The sequence below is a fragment of the Micromonospora phytophila genome (assembly GCF_023656545.1).
GTDB lineage: Bacteria > Actinomycetota > Actinomycetes > Mycobacteriales > Micromonosporaceae > Micromonospora > Micromonospora phytophila.
The window spans coordinates 1-3,786 of the sequence record NZ_JAMOKF010000434.1; the positions used below are offsets into that span (position 1 = coordinate 1).

A 3,786-nucleotide genomic window follows, 5' to 3' on the forward strand; every position below is an offset into this window, starting at 1 on the left:
CATTGAGCACCGCTGCTGTACTTAACTGCTGTACGACAGCAGAAAGGCCACCTCCCGTTTCCGGGAAGTGGCCTTTGACCTGCGTGGGCGATACTGGGATCGAACCAGTGACCTCTTCGGTGTGAACTCTCGGCGAGCCGGTCGGGCCGGGTGTCGTTCGAGGTCAAGTGGCCTGCTGAGGCTCGTCTCGGTCCGGTTCGGCTGGCACGGTTGCTGTACTTCGCTGCTGTACTGCTGGCGTCAGGCGAGGCGCTGGATGCGGACCTTGGGCTGCTCGTTCCTGAGGTGGCCTTGCTTGTGCTGGCGGACCTGCTCGTCCCAGACCTCCTGGTCGTAGTCCGGGTCGGGTGGGATCCACTTGTGGGAGCCGTCGCTGTAGTGGAACTTCTCGTCGCCGGGCCGCAGGATGCTCATCGGGTCCAGCCGAGGAACCGGCGGTGCAGATGGCCGGCGGGGACGTGGGCCAAGTCCTGGGTCGCGTCGACGAGTTGGGCGGCCAGGTAGAGGGCGAGCGACACCGGGGCGCGGTGGTACTCGGCGAGCAACTCCCGGCGGCGGGTCTGGCAGGGCCATTCGGCGCCGCAGCCGCCGCACGTCCAGGCCGCTGCAATTGGGTGGTGAGTCGTCATCTCGGGCCGTCCTGGCTCGGCCAGTGACCACGGTTGATCGGGATGAGATGACGGCTTCGGCACGGCAGGTTCGCGCCGCAGCGGCAAATCCTCCGCCAGTGACGCCAAGACCAGACGGGCCTGTGACGTCGCGCGAGGGTCAGCGCGACCGCTAGGACGTACTCGTCGTAGGAGACGCGCTGCCGATTGCCTGCCGACTCCGCGTCGCAAGCCGGTGGCCGACGATGGCCAGCGTTCCAGAAAGCACGGTTCTCACCTGTGGGCTGAGCAGTTGCATCGTTCGGTCCGGTCACCACGCCTCCCGCCGACGCTCTGGGGAGCCGCGGGCACCCCGGCCAGCCGTTTCGGAGACGGGGCACCCACGGCGGGGATCCCCGGCCGCCAAGCTGGGTAGCCCCACGAGCAACTTAAGACGCAATGTGCGCAGGGTCAACAGCTGGAGCACATAGCGTTGCAAGTCGAGGCCCCGACGTGATCTGCTTGCTCCAGCCGCCAAGCTGGGAGCACCACCTATGTCTGAAGCCGCATACCTACAGGTCGCCCGAGACATCCGCGAACAAGTCAGTGCCGGCCAACTAAAGCCGGGAGACAAGCTGCCGTCCTTCGCCGCTCTGTGCGAGCACTACGAGGTCAGCAACACCGTCATCCGCGCCGCCATGCTTGTCCTCAAAGCCGAAGGGCTGATCGACGGCCGGCAGGGCAAGGGTGTCTACGTTGCGAACCCACTCCCCCGGCAGCCCGAGAGCTGACCTAGCTGACCTAGCGCGCGGACCCGTCGGCACTCGCCGCGCCGCCGAACCGGCCGAGCACCCCGCCCTCGTCGTGGCCGTGACTCCTCGCTTGTAAGAACTGCGCGGTCCGTCCAGCGGCGTCTACGCCCATCCGCGACCTCGGACGTTCGTCCGTGCACCGCCGTCGTCGACTGTCATGGTCCGGGCTCGTTGCTATCAGCGTTGCTGTCGCCAGCTTCAAGACACACGGTTTAGGAAGGGGCTAGCGCCTGGGCGTGGCCCGGCTGGTTTACCCGCCGAAATAGCACGCTGGGAGCCCAGCACACCCTCGATCATTCCGCGCCTATTCCGGACCTAGTGGCATCGGCTGACCTGCTGCCTCAAGACCGGCACCACCTACGACGAGACCACCGCCTGGCAGCACCGCCAACGGCACGATCAACCAGCCACTGCTTGACCGCAGCGCTCATGGGATGTCTGTCACCGTTGCTGTCGGCAGCTGCTGCCCGTCGCGCACGACCGCGTCGCAGGAAGTCAAGGTTGGTGGCAGGTAAGCACTACTGGCGATATCGGGTTATGGCCCGTTTAATGCCCCATCTGCCGGCAGGATCACTTGGGGGCGACCGAGCCCGACAAGCCTGACTAACCCCCGCCGGCAGTGATCTTGGCTTCCCACGCCGCAACACCTACCCTGGGCGGATGACTCGCACCCCCAGCCAGATCCATGGCGGAACTCCCTGGGTCGTCGTAGTGATCGCTGGCGTGCTCATGGCCGGAGGATGTAGCACAGCTAAGGCTCCCTCGCAGCCATCCTTGTCGGTCGCCACGGCCGCTTCAGCGGCAGCATCACCGTCAGTCGAGCCCTCTCCCACCCCAGCACGGCCGCGAGTCAGCAAGAAGGCACTGAACTACTTCTTCAAGATTGCCTTGGGCGCCGAGTACGGCGGAGACCGCATCGTAGTCAAATGGACGAAGCCGGTCGTCACCGTGCGCACGGACGGCACGGTGAGTTCGGCGAGCCAGAAGTGCCTGAGGAAGGTGATCTCCGACTTCAACGCCCTAACCGCGACCACCGACCTGAAGCTCACCCGGGACTCCGCGGCCGACGTCACCATCCACTTCGCACCGGTCGCCCGCTTCCCATCCCTCAGTCCCAAATACGTTCCCGGCAATGATGGATTCTTCTACGCTTGGTTTAACGGCGAACACCGGATCAGCAGCGCGACCGTCCTCGTTCGGACAACAGGCATTTCCGACACACTTCGCTGTGACCACATCCGCAAGGCACTCACCCGGAGTACCGGGCTGATGCGCGAATCGAATCAGTATCCGGACAGTATCTTTTATGGCCGGCACTCAACTACCACCCGATACTCGAAACTGGACGAGCAGATCATCTCGCTGCTCTACAGTGATGCGATCGGGGCCGGCTACGACCAGGTTCAGGTGACGAGTGCGGTTCAGGTGTTACCGTGATCATCATCGTCGTCTATGGTCTAGCGGTCGAGCAGAACGTCCGGTCGTCCCTAGACTCGCCTAACGGTCCAGGTGCGGTACCGGCTGGTGCACTTGACCGCGATAAGAAGGCAACATGGCCCACTCGACACCTCGGGCAAGCGTCCTGAGACGGTTAGTCACATCCGGTCAGGACGGTGGGATCTGGAACCAGAACCCTTGACCCCCAGGCAACCAACACGGCCCGCTGACCTGGGACGTGATGGGCTTCTAGCAGCGACAAGCTTCCGCCGGCGTCCGTAGTTGTCCGCCGCCGCTCGTACCCGTCGTCACCCAGTTGGTCACCCACCACGCCCTTCAGCCGTCGTCTCGCCACCGGCGGCCACGTTTGTCGCTTGGCCAGCGGCGGTCAACCGCATCGGCCCGTTCCGCGCAGGAGGCACAAGCTTCCGAGAGATCTGGGCTCCACGAGTAGCCCGATCCCTCCATGCCATCGAAGGCGAGACCACAGAGGCACACGGAACTGTTGACCGTGGCATGGGTATGACCCGCTGCGTCTGTGGCCAGAGTCCAACGCCGATCAACAGGCATATAACAGGGGCGTCCCAAGGGTTCCCCTTCCACCTCGACAGCGGTGGCATAGCACCACATGCAGACCCACCACACGTGTCGCTTCCCAGAGACTTCGTACGGGTGGTCGGCCTCCATCTGGTGGCCGCAGATATCACATGTCATCGCAACAGGGTGCCACCTGACCCATCGATACCGTGACGGCAGTTTACCGGCACCACCGCGACCTGCCATCCCGTCTGCCATCGACCCGCCCTATTGGGGAGCGGGCCGCCGGTAGTTGTCAAGTCAAACTGAGACGGTCTGTGTCTGTTGGGCTGGCTGGTTGATCCACGCTTGGTCGGGGAGTTTGGGTGCGCGTGGCCGGTGGTTGAACCTGTCCGGATGGGCAGCGTGAGCTG

At 64.3% G+C, this 3,786-nt stretch carries 4 protein-coding genes; 2 read left to right on the plus strand and 2 right to left on the minus strand.

The features are described from left to right. Nucleotides 1-240: 240 nt before the first annotated feature. A complete protein-coding gene (locus tag NCC78_RS29025; RefSeq protein WP_250798512.1) occupies nucleotides 241-414 on the minus strand; it encodes a hypothetical protein in 174 nt (57 codons plus the stop codon). After that, nucleotides 411-629, minus strand: a complete 219-nt coding sequence (locus NCC78_RS29030) for a flavin reductase (RefSeq protein WP_250798514.1) — start codon at nucleotides 627-629, stop codon at nucleotides 411-413. The genes NCC78_RS29025 and NCC78_RS29030 overlap by 4 nt, the downstream gene beginning before the upstream one ends. 512 nt (nucleotides 630-1,141) lie before the next feature. Here NCC78_RS29030 and NCC78_RS29035 point away from each other — a divergent pair. Beyond that, nucleotides 1,142-1,378: a winged helix-turn-helix domain-containing protein gene (locus tag NCC78_RS29035; RefSeq protein WP_250798515.1), complete on the plus strand. Its 237-nt coding sequence runs from the start codon at nucleotides 1,142-1,144 to the stop codon at nucleotides 1,376-1,378. A 681-nt stretch (nucleotides 1,379-2,059) separates the two neighbouring features. Further along, entirely contained in the window at nucleotides 2,060-2,836 is a 777-nt protein-coding gene (locus NCC78_RS29040) for a DUF2927 domain-containing protein (protein ID WP_250798518.1), read from the plus strand. The last annotated feature ends 950 nt before the right edge of the window (nucleotides 2,837-3,786 follow it).

Coding starts and splice junctions, on each gene's coding strand:
- NCC78_RS29025 (WP_250798512.1), bottom strand. CDS start 414: ATGAGCATCCTGCGGCCCGGCGACGAGAAGTTCCACTACAGCGACGGC.
- NCC78_RS29035 (WP_250798515.1), top strand. CDS start 1,142: ATGTCTGAAGCCGCATACCTACAGGTCGCCCGAGACATCCGCGAACAA.
- NCC78_RS29040 (WP_250798518.1), top strand. CDS start 2,060: ATGACTCGCACCCCCAGCCAGATCCATGGCGGAACTCCCTGGGTCGTC.
- NCC78_RS29030 (WP_250798514.1), bottom strand. CDS start 629: ATGACGACTCACCACCCAATTGCAGCGGCCTGGACGTGCGGCGGCTGC.